Origin of the sequence: Fictibacillus sp. 23RED33, from assembly GCF_015903925.1 — a bacterium.
GTDB classification, from domain to species: Bacteria; Bacillota; Bacilli; order Bacillales; family Fictibacillaceae; genus Fictibacillus; species Fictibacillus phosphorivorans.
In genome coordinates this window covers 1,461,578-1,481,313 of the sequence record NZ_JACZDX010000001.1, presented here as the reverse complement: position 1 = coordinate 1,481,313, position 19,736 = coordinate 1,461,578, and the positions used below count along the sequence as shown (strand labels likewise).

Below are 19,736 nucleotides of genomic sequence, written 5' to 3'. Positions count from 1 at the left end.
TTTGCTGCTTATACGTGAAAATCTGGTGCTTTATCTGCCACTAGGTTTAATTGGATGCCGTGTTCCAAATACGCTTTTAGCCCACACAATACCATTGTATATCCTCCCATTGCATCAATGGCATGGTTTAGTACCTCATCACCATCACCGGTAAAACCAGCATTTGTGATTTTAACCATAGTTTCATTATTGTTGCGAGAAGTAAATGACCACTCCACTGTTGTTCCATTGGAAGATTCAATTAAAATGCGTTTATTTGTTTCTAATTCTTTAACTAAAATCTCGTCGGAAACTCCGTACATTTCCCATTCCCACAAGACTTTTTTTCCTTCTGATAGTCTTCCACTGCTTTTAGTGAACCAGAATTTTGTGGTGATATCAGGCTCTATAAAAGCTTCAAATACGAGGTTAGCTGGTTTCCTAATAAGCATTTCTGTAAGTACGACAGGATTCGTTTTAATAGATTTATTCATATATTCTCCTTTTCTTAATACGTTTCTGCATGGTTTTATTACATTTTATTATAGAAGAATTAGTCATTAGGAACAACGCTTCTATAGAGTTTTATTAACAATGATTCACATAAAGAAAAAATGTTACATGTATATCTTTTGTAATTAGTGTGGAAAAACAATCACGAATGTTATATAGTGTGTATATAGATATAAACACTATAACAGTTACAAAAAGGTGGATGATGTTTATGAACCGGTGGCAACAAGCATTTCGGCTATCAAAATTTGAATTAATACATTCAAAGAAAAGTATTTTATTTTTACTTTTTTTATTAGCGCCATATTCGTTTTTCTTGACGATGTCTATTGGTTCTTACTTAGAAGAACACTTTATGCTTTATGATATTTTCTTTTTACTTACTTTTGGTGTTGCAGCCATATGGGCTAAACCAAAGGAATATCAATACCAAAAACTTTCTGACAATATGTGGGCACAACCTTTTACAGTATTTCTTAACCAACTTCCTATTCCAAGAGAGATTGTGGTAAGAAGCCGATTTATTATTTATTTTATTTACTCACTTCCGTTCCATCTAGCAGTATTAGTGATCATGTATAGCTTTGCTCCTGAATTGCGACAAACGTTATTGCCTCTTGAGTTTATAGCATTTTCACTCATCTGGCTTAGCTTTGGCATTTGTTATGGAAGTGTATATCCGGCAAGTGATTCAGGAGATAAAGTCACGAACGTGAAGATGGCGTTTTACGCAGTTGTTTTATTGGGAAGCTTCTCGTTAATATTATTTGCTGTTCCTTATCTCTCGAGTTACGGATTAGTTGGACTCACCATTGTGCTTGCAAGCAAATGGCCCATTGTTTCATCTTTGATATCCGTCATCGCAGCTGGTGCAAGTGTTGCATTTTGGATGAGATATATGAAAAAACACATGAATAAATTGGATTATTTTCAGTAAAGAAGGGAGGAAGCATTTTAATGGAACTTCCTATTAAGCTTTCTAGAGATTCCAGGGTTCCCATCTACCACCAGATAGAAGGACAAATTAAAGCACTAATTGTTAGTGGTAAGTTACCAGCAGGTTCACCTCTTCCTTCCATTCGAGCACTTTCAAAAGATTTAGAGATCAGTGTCATTACTACGCGGCGTGCTTATCAAGATTTAGAGTACGGAGGCTTTATCAAAACAACGCAAGGAAAGGGAACTTTCGTTGCTGAAGTGGAGGTAAAAAAGATGGAGAAATTAGCTGTGTCATCTGTTTCTGAAGCGATTGAAAAAGGTGTAGAGACCGCTCTTCGACACAATTACTCAGTAGATGAAATTCGATCAGTGTTTGAAGAAGTGCTAGCAAGACTTAAAGATAACGATCGAGGTGGTAGTGAATGAAGCTTTGTACACAAATTGAAAGAGTAGAGAAAACAGTAGATGATTTCACAGTGGGTCCAATAGATTTAGATATTGAACTCGGTACGATTACGGCACTAATTGGTAACAACGGTGCAGGGAAAAGCACACTCATAAAAATGATGATGAACCTAGTGAAACCGGACAATGGCCTTCTGTTGCATTTTGGTACAAATATAAAGACCAGCGAACATTGGAAACAAGATGTTGCATATCAACCACAATCTGTTTTAGGTTGTGATTTGTTAACTGGAAATCATCTAAGAGATTTAATGGCACCTTGGTATAAAAACTGGGATCAAGAAATGTTTATGAATCTTGTAAGAACTTTTGAAATCGACCTTAATAAACGTTTTGGAAAAATGTCTAAAGGCATGCAGCAAAAACTTAACATTGTTTTAGCTCTCTCTAAGAACACAAAACTTTTAATTTTAGATGAACCCACTGCCAATATGGATATTCCTTCAAAACAAAAATTAATGAACATCCTTGTGAATTGGATGGAAAGAGATGAGAGAGCGATCGTTATTGCTACCCACCAAGTTGATGATATTAAGAAGTTAGCAGATTATATCGTGATCATGAACGAAGGCAAAGTGTTAGGTAAATACGAAAAAGAAGAATTAGTGTACCGATACAAGCGCTATTGGTTTGAAGATGGGTTAGGGATTGAAAAGATTCCTGGTGAGATCGACCGTTTGAACGATCGCTTACTCATTTCTAATAATGTAGATCAAACAGACACATTCCTGAAGAAAAATGAAATAAAAATTATGCAATCAGAGATTTTAGAAGTAGAAGAAATTATTACTTACATGCTAATGGGGAGGTAAGAGAAGATGAGTGAGCGCATATTGAAAGTAGAGCGATTAGGGAAATCGTTTAAAGATAAGAGAATTATTTCGGATATCTCTTTTGAAGTACATCGTGGTGAAATCATGGGGATTCTTGGGCCAAATGGTGCTGGGAAATCTACAACGATCCGGAACATTATGGGCATTATGTATCCAGACGAAGGATCTATTCATTTTCATGGGAGTTCTGAAATTCCTCGTCATAAGATAGGCTATTTGCCTGAGGAAAGAGGTTTATATAAAAACGTAAATGTGATGGATATCTTGCTTTATTTCGCCGAACTTAAAGACTATCCACAAAAAAAGGCGAAGAAACGTGCTCTGGAGTATTTAGAAAAATTCGGACTTGCTGGTAAAGAGAACACAAAGGTAGAAGAGCTTTCAAAAGGGATGGGGCAAAAAGTTCAATTGATCGCGGCGATTATTCACGAACCAGAACTGCTTATTTTAGATGAACCATTTTCAGGTCTTGATCCTGTAAGTCAAGAAGTATTTAAAGAAGAAATTAAAGAACTTGCAGCCAATGGCACAGCAATTCTCCTGTCATCTCATCAGATGAACATGGTCGAAGAATTATGTGATCGATTATTTATGATACATCGAGGCAAGAAAGTGATTTATGGTGAGATGGAAGATGTAAAGAGGGAATACGCAAACTTCAAATGTACGATCATTGGTGACAACCCTGAAGAATTGTTGCGTAATATCCCCTCTGTTCATCGCGTTGAAAGTAAAGAGGATCGAGCGATTCTTTACTTAGAGCAAGACGTTCACATCCCGACCTGGCTTAGAGAGCTGCCAGTAGAGTTGAATGTATATGAATTAATAATCGATCGTGTATCTCTTCATGAGATTTTTATTGATATCGCTTCTGATAAAAACATGATTGTGAAAGAAGGTGTGAAGTATGCGTAACAGCTGGAAAGTAGCTAAGTGGGAACTTAAGCGGAACATGAAAAATAAATCTTTTATTATTTCACTCCTCTTGACGCCGCTTTTATTTATCGTGTTCGCTAGTTTCCCTACACTCCTTGAAAAGCTGGAAGGAGAACCTGATTCAGAGAACGTTACAGTATATGTGAAGGATGAACTGAACCTTTTTGATGATATTGATTCATTGGTTAAGTCTCAAGATTTATCTTGGAAGATGGAAGAAGTGACAGGTGATTCAAAAAAGATACTCAAAGAGATAGAATCATCCGAAAACCAAGCTTATGTGGCATTGACAGATAATGCGGTAAAAACAGGAGAAGTGAAGGTTTTCACAAGTAATGAAATGCCTGACACCTTTTCAAGTGAAGTGCAGTTTCTACAAGAGCCACTGCGTCAGGTGAAATTTGATCAGCTTAACCTTTCTCCTGAAGTCGTTCAATCGATAACAAAAGGGATAGAGATCAAGTCAGAAGAAGCTTCAACACAAACTGATTCAGGCTCTCTAAATCCTTCAGATAAACAGAGTGCGGATGACAGCTCAATGGAACGCATCATCCCAGGAGCATTTGCTGGTATCGTCCTTTTTTCAATCGTTATGACAGGTATGATGATCTTCCAGAGTGCCTCTCAAGAAAAGAAGGAAAAAGTAGCTGAGATTGTGTTATCCTCCGTAACACCTGGAGACTTAATGCAAGGGAAAATCATCGGTTATTTCATATTAGGACTTGTTCAAGTAGGAACTTGGCTATTACTCGTTGTTCCGATTGCAGCATGGAGATATGAGCTACCAGTCATGGAATATCTCTTTGTACCGGAACTATTGCTCTTGCTAGCGATCTCTATAGCCGGTTACTTGATGTTTGCTGCTATTTTCGTTGGTATTGGTGCAACGGTTGAAGATATGACAGCTACAAGCAATTTTCAAGGAATCGTCATGATGCTGCCGTTTCTTCCGCTTATATTTCTCGGCCCTATTTTGGCAAACCCGAGCGGAATCATTGCTCAAGTTGCCACATATTTTCCACTTACATCTCCAAGCATCCTTATCCTTCGCCTTTCCTTATTGGATGAATGGCCGTGGGTTGAGATCATTATTGCATTAGTTATCTTATTAGCTAGTATTTGGCTGTTGATGAAATTAGCTGGAAAAGTGTTTAAGACAGGTATTTTACTTTATGGAAAAAATGCGACACCAAGTGAGATTTGGAAGTGGCTGCGCTACTAGACCGTTTATTGATGAAGACTCATTAAATTAATAAAAAATAAGAAAGGAGTTATGCCGATGACAAAATTATCTTATAGCGGTTTGAAGTATGGAGAAGCTGATGTTCAAATAAAAATAATGGTAGATATACAAAATGATTGGTGTGAAATTACACACACCAATCAAGTGTCACAAGTAATGAATAAAACAACAGGTGAATATATCCAAGTGAATCGAAATACTTTAAAGTGTGAGATTGTTTCCTAATTAAATCTATTAAACTTTGTGTGACTGGACATACCAGTCACATTTTTTTGAATTTTAAGTGTCTTGAGGTTGCATATTTAGTCTTTTAACTAAAAGAGCATTATTCTCGAAATGTATCATTTCTCTTCCCAGTTAAGAGGAGGCTTATTTAATTGTGGCTTGTATCCCAATTCTTTTGAGGCAGCCACAATGAACTCTTTTCTAAAGAAAAAGCTTCTGTGGTAAACAATCTTGTTATTTTCGACTTCTTGATATTGAATATCGTGTACAAGCTGACCTTGATCCGTTTCAGCCAATACCACAATGACATGTTTACCCCATAGCTCACATTCAATAGCATGATGTCCAGGTAAGCCGTATGAAAGTGACCCATTTATGATTTCCTCTTTGTTTACTTCTAGGAAACCTAATGATGCTTCGTAATGTGCTTGATCACTTATAAGAGATAGCACCCCTTTTAGATCACCATGATTAAATGCCTTCAAATAGGCTTGTATCGTCTTTGATTGTTGAGGTGTATTTTCAAGCTTCGGTTTATTCGAATGATCTCTATTGGTTTGTAATTTATATTTCATTCTTCTCACAGAAGCATAAACAGCGCCAGGCGTTGTTTTTACGATACTCGCAACTTCATCAGCTTGAAAGCGAAAGATCTCCAAAAGAAGAAACACTGCTGTTTGTCGTGGGGAAAAAAGGGCATCTAATTTTACTAGAGCTTCTTCTAACTCCAGATTGTCCGACAATTCTTCAAAAGCTTCATTATTTTCATGTAGTTCGCCAAGTGTTCTTTTTTCTTTTCGACACTGGTCGATCCAAGTGTTGGTTGCGATGCGAAATACATAGGATTTTAAGTTAGTAGGATGCCATCTTGTAAAAAGACCACCAAGTACTTTTAGTATCGTTTCTTGATACAAGTCTTCACCATCCCATGGCGAACCCGTAAGAAATCTGCAATAGTTCCATAGTGCATCACTGAAATCATGGATTTCTTCGTCTAGTTTTTGACGTAAATCATTGGACTGCGCGTGAAGAGTTTTCGTTAACTGAGACATGTTATTGCTCCCTTCTATTTACCGTTCACTATGTACAACGAATATTCTACTGGAAATTATACGCTTTTTACGAAATTTTTTAAAAAAGTTAGAAATGAAGTGTGTTATTGTTGAATTGGATAAAAGTTACAATTATATTATGTGAAGGAGTAAACTAGATGCAAAATGTAGTAACATCATTAAAGACTGTTGAATCCGATCAAGTAGGTATAATCATCTATTCAACGAAGCAGCAAGAAGTTGTATGTTCATTTAATCCTGACTTGATCGTTCCTTTAGCTTCAGCAGCAAAAGTAGTAATTGGATATTGCGTAACAAAATGGGTGGAGAGAGGCTTGTTTCATTGGAATGACTTAATTGAGGATTTTCAACTCGATAAAGAGGAGAACAGTGCCATATTATTTCCACATTTTCAAGGTATACTGTCTTTGTCTTTAGGTAATCTCGTTGAAGTGATGATCACATGTCACGATAGTAAAGCTGCTGATAGCATTGTGCAGTTTTGTGGAGGGTGGGAAAAGGTAAATACAGAGATAAATAGATCTTACAAACACATAAATATTTCTTCAAATCCTCGGGATGTTGAAAATAAAGGGAGAATTAGTGAAGTTCTTTCTGTATTAATAGCTATTTTTGAAGGGTATCACCGTCATCCGCATTTATGGTTACCTGTTATGAATGGTCTAGTTCGACCTCAAGATCACTTTGAAGGGATTCCAAACCATATGTTGAATCACATGAGCGGAGGTTTAGAGAATTTAGTGGTGGATATAGGAATTTTAGGAGAATTTCATCAATATCCGTTGCTCTATGTACTAGGAGTTAATGATATCCCGAATCGTTATTCAAACACTTTATCTGATGAAAGAATAGTAGAGTCTATGAAGTTGTTGTACCACGAATACACCAAACAAAGACAAGAACAGATGACATAAGGAGAGATGTGATGAGTTACAAACTTCCTGATACATTCATTAAACAGATTACAGGTGTTCATGGAGAAAAGGCTAGTGAATGGTTAAGACATTTTGAAGAAATGCTCGCTGACTGCGAAAAAATCTATAATCTTCACATCCAACAGACTTTCAATCTTTCATACAATTTCGTTGCTCCGGCTATAAGGAGTGATGGAAGTGAAGTGGTTTTAAAAATTGTGATCGATCAGAAAGAATTCGAAGCGGAATTACGCGCACTTCAACTTTTGTCTGGTGAAAGTACAGTTAAAGTGTTAGCGTTTGAGAAGGAACGAGGAATTATGATCCTTGAACGAATAAAGCCAGGACAAACATTAGCTGAAATAGAAGATGATGATCAGGCTACTATAATTGCTGCCAATGTGATGAAGAAGTTAATGATTCCTGCCCCAGTTGATTCTAATCTTCCGACGGTTATTGATCGTAAAAATAGTTTGAAACGAATCTATCAAAATTACAACAGTTATCTACCTGTTTCAAAAGCAACCATTGAAGAGGCTTTATTTATTACTGAAGGATTAAACACTTCTATAGAGAAGACATATTTACTTCATGGCGACCTTCACCACTACAATATACTAGCAAATGGAGATTCTTGGACTGTAATCGATCCAAAGGGTTTAGTCGGAGACCGTGAATATGAGGTTGTTCAATATTTGCTGAATAAATTACCTGAACAGCGAATGGAAGAGATAACAGAAAAACGAATTGAAATTTTTGTAGATGTACTGAATCTGAATAAAGAACGAGTTTTGTTAAGAGCCTATTCACATGCTGTGTTAGCTACTTGTTGGACAATTGAAGATGGTCAAATGCAGGACAGCTTTTTAAATACCATTCAGGTCTTCAAAAACTTAGTGAGTAAATACAAAAATAATAACGCACTTCTCTAGATTGAGAAGTGCGTTTTTGGTTTTAAACCACTCTGATGACAACGCTACCTTTCTTACGGCCAGTTTCAACATATTCATGAGCTTCTGAAATTTGGTGTAGTTCATAAAAACGATCGACGACGGGTTTCATTTGACCTGATTCAATTCGTTTTTTTAAGAATTCTAGGTCTTCTATACGCTCTTTTGCAATACCTTGCCCATCAACGGTTACGAATTTACCGTTAGCTGTTAATGCATTTTGACTCTTAGACGTTGATGTTTTTCCTACAGCGTCAAAAATGATATCGTATTTCTTATCCGATTTTGTAAAATCCTCTATAGTATAATCTATGACATGATCAGCTCCTAATGACTTAACGAGTTCTAGGTTGGTTGGACCGCATACAGCTGTTACTTCAGTATCAAAATACTTAGCAAGTTGGACAGCAGCAGTGCCCACAGCTCCAGAGGCTCCGTATATCAAAACATTCTGTCCGCTTTGGATCTTTCCTTTTCTTAAAAAATGTAGTGCTGAAGTTCCTCCAAAGGGAATGGCTGCTGCTTCTTCAAAAGTTACATTCTGTGGTTTATGTGTGACAACTCCATCTTCACGTAGACAGGTGTACTCTGCATGTGCGCCAAATCGCATTCCGGTCATGGCATACACGTCATCTCCTTTTTTAAACCGAGTAACACGTTGGCCGACTTCTTCTACAACTCCTGCTAATTCAACTCCTAAAATCGGTTTTCTCGGTTTTCGTATACCAAGGAATAAGCGCATCGGAAGCCAATATAATAGAGGACTATTAAAGCCACGAACTCTGACGTCCCCAGTTGTTACTGTAGTAGCATGGATTTTGATCAGTATCTCGTTTTCTTTAGGCGATGGTTTTGGAACTTGTTGTAGGCTAAGTACTTCTGGCGTACCATACTTCAGACATAATACAGCTTTCATAGTGAACCTCCTGTTAAATTCGTTTATTCATCTTATGTTGATGATTGAATTAAAAATGCTTTATAAGTTTGAAGGTATAAGAAGGAAAAATGAGTTTTTTAAGGAATGAAATATGAATCGCAGATTATAGACATAAACGGAGGACAGCTTATGAAGTCACTGAAACATTTTTTCTTTAAACGATCCAAAAACAATGTCGGAGAGCTTTGTGGACTTATTGTGATCTTAACGATTATTCAATTTGTGGATTTTGAACGTATTTGGGATGAGCCCCTTAACTTTTTCCTTTTCATTTTAGGAAGTGGGACCTTGTATCGAATACTTGACGAACTCTTTGAAAAGATCCTTGGAGATAAAAACATAGTTATAGGAAGCCGCTACACATTCGTTACAATTTTTATATTTGTATTCGTAGTGAATATGTTTGAAAATCCGCTATGAAATTAACACTTTTAGATAGTTTTTTCACGGCAATTGCTATTGTGTTCATTCAATATTTGTTTGAAGGAATGAAGTACAAAGGAACTCTATTGAAACTATTAATGATTGAAGTTATTATTTTTACGTTGATTCTATTTTATGGGAGTAAATTATTAACTTAGTGGGTGAAAAAACATGCCGGCATACGGAAAATATCTTCTTTATATCGTTGAACATAAATTGAATGTTTTTATAGAATGCTGGAAGTTAGGACTTTATGTTCAAGCGTTTACACATGATCTATCTAAGCTTCATCCAGCTGAGTTTTTTACCTATGCAAAGAAATTTTATTCAGATGAGAAGCCAAGTGAAGTGGAATGGCAATATGCTTGGCTTCATCATCAACATCACAATAAACATCATTGGAATTATTGGGTGGTTGATCCGCTTAAAAAAGAAGCGGTTCCGATTCCCCGAAAGTATGTACTCGAGATGATCTGTGATTACAAATCGTTCTCAAGAAGATGGGGAAGGAAACGATCAGGACCAACTATATCGGATCGTTTGATCGCCAATCTTCTAACGGATCGTGTAATTTTGCATCCGGACACAAGGAATGAATGTGCACAAATAATTGAAAAATTGGAACCCGAGAATGCTCAGAAATCAATCTGAGTATTTTTTATTCTCAGATCCTTTTTTCTTTTACTAATTTACTAATCCATTGTAGGCCGTAACCATAGTTTAGAAAAATCAACATATCCGAAATGCTTGATATTCACGTTCATCAATTCAGTTGAAAAAGGAATGTACCGTTTTTGATAATATAGTGGAATCATAATGGCTTCATCAATAAGTTCCTTTTCGACCGAAACATTCAGATTTGTCCATTCTTCAAATGGCGTATGAACATATTGAGAAATTCGTTTTTGCCATTTTTTATTTTTCCCTAGAATTAAAGGGAGTGGAGCAAACCCATTTGTTAAGAAAAAATAGAAAGATAGATCTTGATTCAACTCGAAAATTTCACCATGTATAAACATGTCTGTTTGGTCAGTTAGTTGTTTATTAAAAATAGCGTCTTCAAACGATACTTTTATAACTTTAACTGGGATGTCATATTGTGCAAACGTGTCAAGAAGCCATCTTGAAACTTCTTCTGTATGCTCCGCTACCCTAATAATGAGTGGCTCTGTAAATTCGGGCCTGACTGCTTTAGGTATCGAATAGGGTAGGCGATTTCCAATCATGCAGCTGTTGTCGTTTGGAATGGCTCTTGCCTCATACTCTGGTATTCTATGACGATTCATAGCGACAATGTGGTGGATGTATTGGCGTACTTCTGTTTTAGCTATTTGTGATCCTTTACGGTACGCATTCATGATAAGTACTCCAAATCCCGAATCACTCTCTACTTGAAAGGTTTCATGATGATCTGGTTCCATAGATGAGTGATAAACGATTGGAAAGTCTTTCGGAACTTTTACGAATTCAACCGCATCGAGTAATGGCCGCTCTTGAAAATGGTCTTTAAAAGCGACAAGCGTTGTTTTTTGGTCGGTGTCCACTTCGACTAAGAACCCTCCAGTTCCATATATTCTTCCTTTGCTTTCTTTGTATATACTCGAAGTCATTGTGCTTAACAATGGAAGAATATAGCTGCAGCCTCCAGGGTACAGAATATCGACCACGAGTGGCGCTTTAGAAACAATATCCTCTATCGGTGTCCATAACTCTCTGTTTTGCTCATGAAATCTTAGTTTCTCTAAACAGTTGATTACATCTGCTGCTGTTAGAACAGATCCGTCGTGAAAGCAGACGTCTTTTCTTAAATAAAGTCGTAGTTTCGTAGGTGAAACATCCCAGCTGTGAGCAAGTTCAGGTAGGATTTCCCCTTGATCGGTTAAAGATACGAGTCGGTTAAATACATTTGATACCATATTTGCGCTATGTGCATCTGCTGCATCTAAAGGGTGTAGAGTTCTAAACGGAAAGCGCTTTGGAACGACGAGTTTGTCTTTCGCTTTCTGTACGAAACCAAATTGGGTATGAAATTTGTTCATCAATCTTATCTTCGTATCCGTCGACCAATCATACATCAAATATTTACTACTGATTTCAACCGGTTCATGATCCAACTTGAGAAGAACTTCATCTTCAAAGTTTTCTTCGATATTCTTCAGCCATTGTAGTCGTGAAACATTTCCTCTTCCTCGACCTGAAGTAAAAGTTAACCATCCTTCATCGTTCCATTTCTTTAAATATCGGGTAGTTTGCTTTTGACTGATCTGAAGTACTTCAGCAATCTCTTCAGTTCGTATATGACCTGATGGAAAGTATCTCCATAGAATGAGAAGTTTGTTATCCATGTTCTCCTCCAGTTTAAAAGTAGACATGTTTTGTTTAATTGTCCATTTTTATCTTTAGTAGTCTAGTTTAATATTACAATACAGAGAAGGAGGGGACAACATGGGATGGAGAGAATACCCCCAAAATATTAAAGTACGGTTGATCACATCGTTCTTTAATCGTGCCGTTTCATCGGCCGTCATGCCATTTATGGCCTTATTCTTTGCTACTGAAAAGGGCAAAGTTTGGGCAGGAACATTTTTAATTTTAACGGTTGTCATCGGATTTGTTGTAAATTTAATCGGTGGCTACATATCCGATCGTTTTCCAAGAAAGAAAGTGTTGATGACGACTTCTTGCTTAAATGCAATCATGTTTTTACTCATGACCGTTAGCTTACTTCCGGATCAAAATTGGATTCTGCTCTTCGCGATCGCTTATATTGGATTCATCATTACGAGCAGCTTAGGCAGACCTGCCATGCATGCGATCATCATGGATTCGACAACACCTGAAAATAGGAAAGAAGTATACACGCTTGATTATTGGATGATTAACTTGTCGATGGCGATCGGAGCGGCTTTAGGTGGATTGCTGTATGTGAGTCATCAGATTGAACTTTTCGTGATGTTGACCGTTACGTCAATCAGCATCCCTATTGCTTATGGAATTTGGCTGCGTGATGAGTTCACTGGTTTTCTGGAAAAAACACACGAGAATGTGTTTCTGGACTTGTTTCAAAACTACAGAGTGGCTTTAAAAGATTCAGCATTTGTTAAAGTCGTGATTGGTGGAACATTTATCTTTTCTGCAGAATTTACACTAAATAGCTATATTGGTATCCGTTTGGCTGAAACATTCGACTCTTTTCATATTGGTAACTTTGAGATCACTGGGGTTCGCATGCTCAGTATGCTAAACATTCAAAATATGTTGATGGTTGTTTGTTTCACGTTCTTGATCAACCGAATTATGGATCGTTTTTCTAAGAAGAATGCCTTATTGATTGGGTTGTTGTTATATGGGATCGGTTACGTGACCGTTACGTCAGCGAACGCTTGGTATGTTCTCCTTCTATTTAATGTAATCGCTACAATGGGTGAGTTGATCTACTCTCCGATTAAAGAAGCGGAAAAAGCTAACATGATTCCTAGCGATAAGAGAGGATCTTACTCTGCCTTTGCGAATGTATCATTCAGTGGAGCGGATATGCTAGCTCGTTCGACGATCATCCTTGGCGCGTTTTTAGTACCGGTGATGATGAGTGTATATATGGGAGTCGTGATCATGATCGGTGCGTTCTTCATGTATTCTGGACTTTTTTTAAGAGAAAAGGTAACCGAAAAAGCTGTGAAAAAAGAGGTAATAGCTCAAGTTGTAAAATAAACATAGTTGAATACAGGAACTTAAACAAATAATGTCCACCACAATTGAACAAAATCAATCTATGTTTAATTCGTATGTATATCTATCATTTATTACGAGGTAATAACAAATAATTACGAGGTAAATTACAATAAATACGAGGTAATTCAAGTTAATTCCGTATATAAAATTATTTATCCGATTTTCGACACACTTTGACAAGCGCCTTGAGATTAAGAATAGAAAAAGAAGCTTGGAATTCATTCCAAGCTTCGATTTTTTATGAATTGGATTCTTTTACAGAAGCGATCTCGATCTTTTCTACAAACATGTTGAAAACGCTGCGTTTCTCTTCAAGCTTTTTCAGCTGTTGCTTCAACTCATTGTACTTTTCCTCAAAAGGCTCTTGATAAGTTTTCTTGATGTTCTTGATCATTTCTTCATTGATCGTTGATTGGATGACTTGTTTGGTGATTCCAAATTTATAAGAATAGAGTTGAAGTTCTGTTTTCACTTTTTCGTATTCTTCGTCTATTTCTTTCTTTTGTTGCTCAATCTCATCTTTCCATTCAAGCAGAGCATCCTTTACATACGGCTCCATGTTTTGCCTCCTTACAGTGTTCGTGCTTCTGTCATTTCTTTTTTATGTACTCTATACACTATTAAGAGAGAACCATTCATTTATGGGGGTATTTTCACTCGTTGACTAAATTTTTCCATCAACCTATTATTGATTTAACCATGTAAGTAAAGAGCAGAAAGTATTTGTTAAATGAGCAGAGTAGAAGAAGCGATTAAAAGCAGATTCAAATGTAACATGTGTCGCCATTCGGATTGCAGAACAAAAGAACTAGCCATGATTGGTTCGGATTTAAGTAAATTTCTCGACATTCAGCACAACCACATTTTATTCGTGTCATATGAAAATTGTGGATTTGTAGAGGTGTATGATCCTAATGTTCTTGAAGGAAAAAAAGGACAGTTGGGGTCTGTACTGGATCTTTTGTTCGGATAAAAACTCTAAAGAGGTGATATGCATGCCAGTTTTTGGATGGGTTTTTCTTTTAATCGTGCTGGGCGGAATCATAGTTGGTTCTCTTGTTCATAAGTATCGTTACCGTAACATGAATCTCATCTATACTGCGTTTGGTCAGGAAAACTATTTTAATGTTACTGCTAAGCTCAAAGCAGATGGTGTGCCATATAAGGTGAGGATACCGGGGCAGGCATTTGGTGATAGAGAACGGTCAATCATTGATAACACGCAATACGACATTTACGTCAAGAAAGCAGATGCACATCTAGCGGCGGATGCTCTTAGAAAATAAGGGGATGAAACGAAAGTGAAAACTTTAAATTATGTGAAAAGCCAAGAGGAACTGAGGCTTATGCTCGGAACTCCAAGTCTTAGAGGGCAGAATAAAGTTATTTCTAAGATTGATGAACATTGCAAAGACTTTATCGCTCATTCACCATTTGTTACCATTGCTACATCAGATCAAAAGGGGAATTGTGATAGTTCTCCAAGAGGAGATGAACCTGGATTTGTATATGTAATGGACGATCATCACCTTGTTATTCCAGATCGACCAGGGAATAAGCGAGTAGATTCAATGTTTAATATTCTTTCAAATCCGAAAGTAGGCTTACTTTTTCTAATACCAGGAATGGATGAGACGCTTCGGATCAACGGAGAAGCTTTTATTATTAAGGATGGAGAAATACTCGTAAATATGGCAGTGGGCGGAAAAGTTCCGAGTCTTGGAATTCTTGTAAAAGTAGAGCAATGCTATATGCACTGTGGGAAAGCGTTTAAACGATCCGGACTTTGGGAACCAGAACGTTGGGAAATCAAAGAATCTCGTTACTATTTAACGAGTCGTAAGCTTTAAACTGATGAAGTTTTTTATCCTCATTTAATGCCTGTACGATTAACGTATAATCTCTCATCGACTCTAGCATCTTTAGTGCATATACGAGATTCTTGCGCTTCAACTCTTTGTCTAATCTTATGTAACAATAAACAAATTCGAAAACAGGATCTTCGAAAGTAGCATACTTTACCGTTTTGTTTGAAAAAGCACGGTCCTCTTTTTCCATCTTCTCAGAGACTAAGCCTGTTTTGTCCAAAACTACTTTCCACAACGGAGATCTTACACTTAATAAATTCCTCGGAAGAATTGAAACATTGAATTCCAACGAGTTTTCTAGAATAACAATCAATAGATAAATATCTTTTGAAAACTGCTTCTCTTTGATGATAACGGGATTCAAACCTTTGTAAAATTGTTGAATATTATCTTTCGCTCTAATGACTTCATCCTCAGTGGACGAAGCTACCATTAAATCAATATCCGAGAATTCGTCTTTATAACCCGTTACACCTGAACCTAATTGAACAACACCTTCAACCATTGGTAGTACATTTAACATATCGATCGTACGCTGAAAATAAGAATCTCTCTCTGTTGGCGTATACATAAGACACCTCGCATTATTTATATCTTTTCATGTTAACATAATTTGTAAAATTCTATTATGTTTTTTATGCAATCACTATTTTCCTAAAGAGTATTGCGTCTATTTTAATCGTTGCTTTGCGTAGAAAGTGCCTATAACGGAAATAAACAACTTCCAAAAGAGTTTACGAAACCAGCCAAGTAAAAAACAATAGTTAACCGTCATCAAAATAACGGATAACTATTGCAATTGTTAATTTTTAAAAAAGTGGTGGGACACTCTGAGGATGGTTAAATACATTCTCAGGATCATATTTTGTTTTTACTCTTTGCAGCCTAGCAAAGTTAGTTGCCCAATATGCTTTTCCGAAGTTCTGAATGTTTTCATCTGGGACGTTTACATAAGAACCTATCGTATAAGGTTTTAACTGCTGACGCACAGATTCGACTGATGCAAGACTACTCGCTTCTTCAGATTTATCAACCCATGTTGCGTTCCATTCTGTGTAAAACAAAGGATCTCGCCAATAGAAGGCTGTTTTGTCTTTAGGTACGCTGCTTATCGCACCGCCCCAATTGGTAAAATAGAAATTAGATTCTGTTCCAGTTGCTTCTTCTAAAAACTGTTTCATTACCTTAATCGGTTCTTCTGGCCAAAGATTAGTCGCCCAAGAAGATGAGAATTTAAAGTTTTGATCAGCATAAGGTGGTTCAGGTGGGTCAAGGAAATCAATACAATCTGGGTAGAAGAGCGTTTCTATGACTACTTCTGAAGGTGTCCCAGCATTAAGTAAAGGTTGTATGATTTGAATCAATTCAGGTCTTGAACCTAAGAAAAGGCCGGTTACCTGACATAATCCATTTACTTTGCTATAGATCTCTATATAGCTGCCTAATCGTGAATCTACAAATGGCATTAAATTCTGCCATGCTTCAAATACGGTTTCGAGCTGTTCCCATGGCCAAATAATGTTAAAGACCGTTGCGGTTTCAGGTGCACGATGTACTTTAAACGTATACTCCGTGTTATACCCAAACGTACCACCACCGCCTCCTCTAGAAGCCCAAAACAAGTCTTCGTTGCAAGTTGGACTAGCTTTAAGAATCCGTCCTTTTGCATCAACGGTCTCTAGTGCAAGAAGATTATCAGATATTACACCAATTGTACGTGAGAGTAACCCGAATCCTCCACCGGTTGTTATACCACCGATTCCAACGGTCGGACTATCGCCAAACACCGCCATAAAACCTTCTTTAGCAAGACCTTTTACAAGAGGTCCGACTCGAATTCCAGGTTGAACAGTAGCAATTCCCTTTTTCTTATCTAAGTGCACTTTATTCATATCACCTGTGTCGATAACGATTCCACCCTTTACAACATTGAACTCTTTGTCTAGAGCATGTCGGCCACTTCTGACCCTTAAGGGAACATCGTTCTCTCGAGCCCATTTAATTGCATTACTGACGTCACATGCATTTTGTGCGAATACGAATACAAGAGGATATGTGTTGACATAAGGGTTCCAGTTTCGAACGGCTTCCTTATAGCCCGGGTCACCTTTAAAGATTATTCTTCCTGTTAACTCTGTAGATCCCATTAATTCCACTCCCGGCAAAGACATATTTGTAGTTATATAAATGTATGCAGGAAATGAATAGTCGGTTAAAATCTTTTATTAAACCGAGCTCAGTCAGAAACAGATATAAGGATTGTCCTAGAAAAAGTATAGATAGTAAGTTAAAAAAAGTGACGAATAAGGGAATGCTATAACTAGAATTAGAAATATGTTAAGGGTAGATTAAAGCAGTTCATTTGGTGAAAAAATATCTACATGATATCATTTTCAATTATAGTTTTAGAAAAGGAGGGGAACCGTGCAACGAATATATAACAAGCACCATTGGTTAGCGAAAATGGTAGCAGCTGACCCTGGATATGTGCGGTTGCAAAAAGCAGGAAGGGCGACTGCTAGTTTAATTCTTGCTGTATTCACGACCCTTCTTATCATGCGATACACCGGTCACTCTGGACGCATCACACCAGCTATTGTTTCCGGTATGCTAGGGCTGATGGGCATCATGGTCGTTATGGATGATACAAAACAAGAGATGCGAATAACCACGCTATGGCTCGGAGTTTCTGCTATGTTGGGCATTACGATTGGTTCTCTTGTCGCAAACAATGCGTATTACATAGATGCAGTTTTAGTGTTAAGTGTCTTTAGCAGTTTTTATTTCTCAAGATTTGGTACACGTTATTTTTCCTTGTTCATGATCTTCTTTATGACCGTTTATTTTTCCTCTGTTTTAAAGTTATCCAGTGACCAGTTGCCTTGGTTTTATGTTGGAATATGGTTCGGTGTAGCTTATGCCTTTATCCTTAATTTCTTCTTGTTTCAAGATACGGCGAAAAATTTAAAAAGAAGTATTCTTTCATTTCATATACAAAGCAATCTGACTCTTAACCTCCTGATCGAAGCGATGCAAGATAAAGAATCAAGCCTTAAACGTAAGGAAGAATTAGAGAAGAACGTTTCCAAGCTAAGAGATTATGCACTAATTGTTTCTGGTTATATCACCGAGCATGATGTAAAAAAAATATGGCCAGGTCTCTTACCAAGTCAACTTCGGCTTTACGTGTTTGATACGGGTATGTTGATTGAAACGTTAGTGGATTCGGTACGAGGATTGAAAAAGGCAGATGCTCTTCAAGTTGATGAGATTAAGCAACTTCTCATTGCTGTGACGGTTGCTGTTCGTGATGTCGAAGTACTCGCTCCACATGTGAAAGAGCAAAATATTCTTCCTGCTGAAAAATCGGTTCAGCAACTTCGCATGTTAATCATGAAACTTTTTGAACGAGAAGCGCCTCCACAAGGGTGGATCTATCTTATCCGCCGAATTGAATCGATCGCTAATCACGTGATAGAAGGTGCTGTAACGATACAGCAATCTCTCTATTCTCAATCGGAAGATAAAAAAGAAGAAGAGACCGTCGATAAAGTGGGCGAAGAAGATACGAAAACAGAGGACAAAGCGTTAAAGCCGTCTACTAAAAAAGCATATCAAGCACTCGTAGCAGCAATTCTATCTATTATTGTTGGTTTGATCATCTCACCTGCACAGCCCTATTGGGTTCTTCTTACAGCATTTGTCGTACTACTTGGGACTGAGTCCATCGGACGGATTTATACGAAAGGATATCAGCGTTCTTTAGGCACGATTATAGGGGCAGTTATCGGTTTTGTCCTTGCTAAACTTCTTTCCGGACAGACCGTTTTGGAAGTCATCTTTCTTTTTGTGGTTGTTTTTCTAGCCTTCTATTTAATGACGGTTTCGTACACATTGATGAGTGTGTTTATCACTATGTTGATCGCTTTTATGTACGATCTTTTATTAGGTGGCATTACGTTTTCACTGATTGGATCCAGAGTTCTTGATACGATTGCAGGGGCATCCATAGCGTTAGCTGTCTCTTATTTGATCTTTCCGAAGAAAACGAAAGTAAAAGTTGCTGAATCGATCAACGAATTCTTAGAAGAACTTGCTCCTTTTGTGACCGAGTACGTGAGAGGATTTAGAGAAGATGTAAATGTTAAGAATTTGTCCGAAAGTGCGTTTAAGCTGGATTTAAAACTTCAGGCGATCAGGGATGAAGCGCAATCCTTTCTCCAACGCCCAGGATCACCGATTTACGCTGATATGGTAAGTTGGATGACAAGGTTAGCTGCTATCAATTATTACGCAAAACATTTGGTCGCTTCTGCTTACAGAAAAGGATTTGATTATCCTGAAGAACTGCTCGAAGGTTTTATTCAAATCGAGACGAAAATAAAGAACAATATTGATTCATTATCTAATCTTGTAACAGAGAATGAAGGTGAATTTGTTCTTCAAACTTTAGAAGAAGAACGAGAGAAGTTCGAGCGACTTGCGCCTAGCCGTAAGCAATCTCAGCGTGATCTAATTCATCACCTCTATTATATATGGCGCATCAACCAATCCATTGTTGAGTTAGGAAATGAGTTGGGAGGAGTAATAGAGAACCATAATCGAAATAAGTAATGGATGAAAAACGAGATAAAGCTGACAACAAGCTTGCGTTGATTGATAATAAAACGTTTGAGTCAGGTTTGGTATAGGTAAGCTATAATGTG

Annotated in this window: 22 protein-coding genes; 15 read left to right on the top strand and 7 right to left on the bottom strand. The window is 37.3% G+C overall.

Features of this window, described 5'->3' with window-relative positions:
- Positions 1–8: 8 nt before the first annotated feature.
- Positions 9–473, bottom strand: a complete 465-nt coding sequence (locus IHV09_RS07655) for an SRPBCC family protein (RefSeq protein ID WP_197264016.1) — start codon at positions 471–473, stop codon at positions 9–11.
- Positions 474–703: 230 nt separating this feature from the next.
- On the opposite strand from IHV09_RS07655, the gene IHV09_RS07650 reads away from it, so the two are divergent.
- From IHV09_RS07650 to IHV09_RS07625, 6 genes are read left to right on the top strand one after another with little or no spacing between them, the layout of a single operon-like run.
- Positions 704–1,429: a hypothetical protein gene (locus IHV09_RS07650; RefSeq protein WP_197264015.1), complete on the top strand. Its 726-nt coding sequence runs from the start codon at positions 704–706 to the stop codon at positions 1,427–1,429.
- A 20-nt stretch (positions 1,430–1,449) separates the two neighbouring features.
- The gene (locus IHV09_RS07645) at positions 1,450–1,857 is read left to right on the top strand and encodes a GntR family transcriptional regulator (protein WP_066394544.1); all 408 of its coding nucleotides are present in this window, start codon (positions 1,450–1,452) and stop codon (positions 1,855–1,857) included.
- Positions 1,854–2,708 carry an ATP-binding cassette domain-containing protein gene (locus tag IHV09_RS07640; protein ID WP_197264014.1) on the top strand — a complete coding sequence of 285 codons (855 nt, stop codon included), beginning with the start codon at positions 1,854–1,856 and terminating at the stop codon, positions 2,706–2,708. The genes IHV09_RS07645 and IHV09_RS07640 overlap by 4 nt, the downstream gene beginning before the upstream one ends.
- Before the next feature lie 6 nt (positions 2,709–2,714).
- A complete protein-coding gene (locus IHV09_RS07635; RefSeq protein ID WP_197128037.1) occupies positions 2,715–3,644 on the top strand; it encodes an ABC transporter ATP-binding protein in 930 nt (309 codons plus the stop codon).
- Positions 3,637–4,887 (top strand): ABC transporter permease, encoded by a 1,251-nt coding sequence (locus tag IHV09_RS07630; protein ID WP_197264013.1) that lies wholly within the window; start codon positions 3,637–3,639, stop codon positions 4,885–4,887. The genes IHV09_RS07635 and IHV09_RS07630 overlap by 8 nt, the downstream gene beginning before the upstream one ends.
- Before the next feature lie 57 nt (positions 4,888–4,944).
- Positions 4,945–5,133, top strand: coding sequence for a hypothetical protein (locus IHV09_RS07625; protein WP_197264012.1), 189 nt, complete (start codon positions 4,945–4,947; stop codon positions 5,131–5,133).
- 116 nt (positions 5,134–5,249) lie between these two features.
- Here the strand turns inward: IHV09_RS07625 and IHV09_RS07620 are convergent, their stop codons facing one another.
- Positions 5,250–6,185, bottom strand: a complete 936-nt coding sequence (locus tag IHV09_RS07620; protein ID WP_197264011.1) for an RNA polymerase sigma factor — start codon at positions 6,183–6,185, stop codon at positions 5,250–5,252.
- 158 nt (positions 6,186–6,343) lie between these two features.
- Between IHV09_RS07620 and IHV09_RS07615 the strand changes: the two genes are divergently transcribed.
- Both IHV09_RS07615 and IHV09_RS07610 read left to right on the top strand, forming a co-directional pair.
- Complete coding sequence (locus tag IHV09_RS07615) at positions 6,344–7,120, top strand: serine hydrolase (RefSeq protein ID WP_197264010.1); 777 nt, start codon at positions 6,344–6,346, stop codon at positions 7,118–7,120.
- An 11-nt stretch (positions 7,121–7,131) separates the two neighbouring features.
- Positions 7,132–8,052, top strand: coding sequence for an aminoglycoside phosphotransferase family protein (locus IHV09_RS07610; RefSeq protein WP_197264009.1), 921 nt, complete (start codon positions 7,132–7,134; stop codon positions 8,050–8,052).
- A 22-nt stretch (positions 8,053–8,074) separates the two neighbouring features.
- Here the strand turns inward: IHV09_RS07610 and IHV09_RS07605 are convergent, their stop codons facing one another.
- The gene (locus IHV09_RS07605) at positions 8,075–8,986 is read right to left on the bottom strand and encodes an NAD(P)-dependent alcohol dehydrogenase (protein ID WP_197264008.1); all 912 of its coding nucleotides are present in this window, start codon (positions 8,984–8,986) and stop codon (positions 8,075–8,077) included.
- 150 nt (positions 8,987–9,136) lie between these two features.
- On the opposite strand from IHV09_RS07605, the gene IHV09_RS07600 reads away from it, so the two are divergent.
- Entirely contained in the window at positions 9,137–9,427 is a 291-nt protein-coding gene (locus tag IHV09_RS07600; protein ID WP_197190960.1) for a hypothetical protein, read from the top strand.
- Between the two features lie 174 nt (positions 9,428–9,601).
- The gene (locus IHV09_RS07595; RefSeq protein ID WP_197128029.1) at positions 9,602–10,081 is read left to right on the top strand and encodes a DUF5662 family protein; all 480 of its coding nucleotides are present in this window, start codon (positions 9,602–9,604) and stop codon (positions 10,079–10,081) included.
- Positions 10,082–10,122: 41 nt separating this feature from the next.
- On the opposite strand, the gene IHV09_RS07590 is transcribed toward IHV09_RS07595, so the two are convergent.
- Positions 10,123–11,775, bottom strand: a complete 1,653-nt coding sequence (locus IHV09_RS07590) for an ABC transporter substrate-binding protein (RefSeq protein ID WP_197264007.1) — start codon at positions 11,773–11,775, stop codon at positions 10,123–10,125.
- Positions 11,776–11,875: 100 nt separating this feature from the next.
- Here IHV09_RS07590 and IHV09_RS07585 point away from each other — a divergent pair, with 100 nt between their 5' ends.
- On the top strand, positions 11,876–13,141 hold the full coding sequence (locus IHV09_RS07585) for an MDR family MFS transporter (RefSeq protein WP_197264006.1): 1,266 nt from the start codon (positions 11,876–11,878) through the stop codon (positions 13,139–13,141).
- A 259-nt stretch (positions 13,142–13,400) separates the two neighbouring features.
- Here the strand turns inward: IHV09_RS07585 and IHV09_RS07580 are convergent, their stop codons facing one another.
- A complete protein-coding gene (locus IHV09_RS07580) occupies positions 13,401–13,721 on the bottom strand; it encodes a hypothetical protein (protein WP_066394515.1) in 321 nt (106 codons plus the stop codon).
- A gap of 171 nt (positions 13,722–13,892) precedes the next feature.
- Here IHV09_RS07580 and IHV09_RS07575 point away from each other — a divergent pair, with 171 nt between their 5' ends.
- Genes IHV09_RS07575 through IHV09_RS07565 form a run of 3 tightly spaced genes read left to right on the top strand, consistent with a single transcriptional unit; the run spans position 13,893 to position 15,012 of the window.
- A complete protein-coding gene (locus IHV09_RS07575; RefSeq protein WP_197264005.1) occupies positions 13,893–14,135 on the top strand; it encodes a zinc ribbon domain-containing protein in 243 nt (80 codons plus the stop codon).
- Positions 14,136–14,157: 22 nt separating this feature from the next.
- Positions 14,158–14,448, top strand: coding sequence for a hypothetical protein (locus tag IHV09_RS07570; RefSeq protein ID WP_231618146.1), 291 nt, complete (start codon positions 14,158–14,160; stop codon positions 14,446–14,448).
- A 15-nt stretch (positions 14,449–14,463) separates the two neighbouring features.
- Positions 14,464–15,012 carry an MSMEG_1061 family FMN-dependent PPOX-type flavoprotein gene (locus IHV09_RS07565; RefSeq protein WP_370568941.1) on the top strand — a complete coding sequence of 183 codons (549 nt, stop codon included), beginning with the start codon at positions 14,464–14,466 and terminating at the stop codon, positions 15,010–15,012.
- Here IHV09_RS07565 and IHV09_RS07560 read toward each other — a convergent pair.
- Complete coding sequence (locus tag IHV09_RS07560; protein ID WP_197264004.1) at positions 14,972–15,601, bottom strand: aminoglycoside 6-adenylyltransferase; 630 nt, start codon at positions 15,599–15,601, stop codon at positions 14,972–14,974. The genes IHV09_RS07565 and IHV09_RS07560 overlap by 41 nt on opposite strands.
- A 238-nt stretch (positions 15,602–15,839) precedes the next feature.
- Positions 15,840–17,177, bottom strand: coding sequence for an FAD-binding oxidoreductase (locus tag IHV09_RS07555; protein ID WP_197264003.1), 1,338 nt, complete (start codon positions 17,175–17,177; stop codon positions 15,840–15,842).
- A 277-nt stretch (positions 17,178–17,454) separates the two neighbouring features.
- Here IHV09_RS07555 and IHV09_RS07550 point away from each other — a divergent pair, with 277 nt between their 5' ends.
- On the top strand, positions 17,455–19,644 hold the full coding sequence (locus IHV09_RS07550; protein WP_370568940.1) for an FUSC family protein: 2,190 nt from the start codon (positions 17,455–17,457) through the stop codon (positions 19,642–19,644).
- Positions 19,645–19,736: the final 92 nt, after the last annotated feature.